The following is a 982-nucleotide window of genomic DNA, read 5'->3' as shown; positions in this document are numbered from 1 at the left end:
TGCCATATTACGCAGGGCAGTAAAGTCATCATTCAGGATGATAGCCGCCTTGTCGCCGGGCCTGGCGAGTTAATTATTATTCCGGCGAACACGCCGCTGGAGATTATTGTCTATGGAAAACCCCCAGCTAGGCTGGGGGTTCCGGAAAGCTTTCAGCTTTAAGCCAGTTATTAAAACCCCTTTTGATTTGTTAAAACATCTTGCGGTCTGGCAACTGCAAAAGTTCAACAAGAAATCAAAAGGGGGTCCCAATGGGGGACGAAAAGAGCTTAGCGCACACCCGATGGAACTGTAAATATCACATAGTTTTCGCGCCCAAATACCGAAGACAAGCGTTCTATGGAGAGAAGCGTAGGGCAGTAGGCAGCATATTAAGAAAATTGTGTGAATGGAAAAACGTACGAATTCTGGAAGCGGAATGTTGTGCAGATCATATTCACATGCTTCTGGAGATCCCGCCGAAGATGAGTGTGTCGAGTTTCATGGGATATCTGAAGGGTAAAAGTAGTCTGATGCTTTACGAGCAGTTTGGGGATCTAAAATTCAAATACAGGAACAGGGAGTTCTGGTGCAGAGGGTACTATGTCGATACGGTGGGTAAGAATACGGCGAAGATACAGGACTACATAAAGCACCAGCTTGAAGAGGATAAAATGGGTGAGCAATTATCGATCCCGTATCCGGGCAGCCCGTTTACGGGCCGTAAGTAACGAAGTTTGATGCAAATGTCAGATCGTATGCGCCTGTTAGGGCGCGGCTGGTAAGAGAGCCTTACAGGCGCATCAGAAAAACCTCCGGCTATGCCGGAGGATATTTATTTATATCAGGCAAAAATCGTCATCAGATAGGCGGCAAATAAAGCCAGATACGCCGCGCCGTTTAGCACGTTGGTGCGTCCGGTAGAGAACGAAATATGGCACAGCACTAACGAGGCCACCATCACTACCATTTCCGGCGCGCCTAAACCAAACACCAGATCATT

At 47.6% G+C, this 982-nt stretch carries 1 protein-coding gene and 2 pseudogenes; 2 read left to right on the top strand and 1 reads right to left on the bottom strand.

The window, feature by feature from the left end; translation table 11 throughout:
- Nucleotides 1-108: pseudogene (locus tag K0335_RS22080) on the top strand (AraC family transcriptional regulator); the annotation flags it as partial.
- A 143-nt stretch (nt 109-251) separates the two neighbouring features.
- Nucleotides 252-710 carry an IS200/IS605-like element IS200F family transposase gene (gene tnpA / locus K0335_RS22075; protein WP_000502119.1) on the top strand — a complete coding sequence of 153 codons (459 nt, stop codon included), beginning with the start codon at nt 252-254 and terminating at the stop codon, nt 708-710.
- Nucleotides 711-823: 113 nt separating this feature from the next.
- Here the strand turns inward: tnpA and K0335_RS22070 are convergent.
- Nucleotides 824-982 (bottom strand): annotated as a pseudogene (locus K0335_RS22070) (sodium-potassium/proton antiporter ChaA); the annotation flags it as partial.

This window comes from Escherichia sp. GZ89 (assembly GCF_019366485.1).
Taxonomy (GTDB): Bacteria; Pseudomonadota; Gammaproteobacteria; order Enterobacterales; family Enterobacteriaceae; genus Escherichia; species Escherichia fergusonii.
The sequence above is the reverse complement of the archived record's forward strand: the minus strand, read 5'-3'. Positions and strand labels throughout refer to the sequence as shown.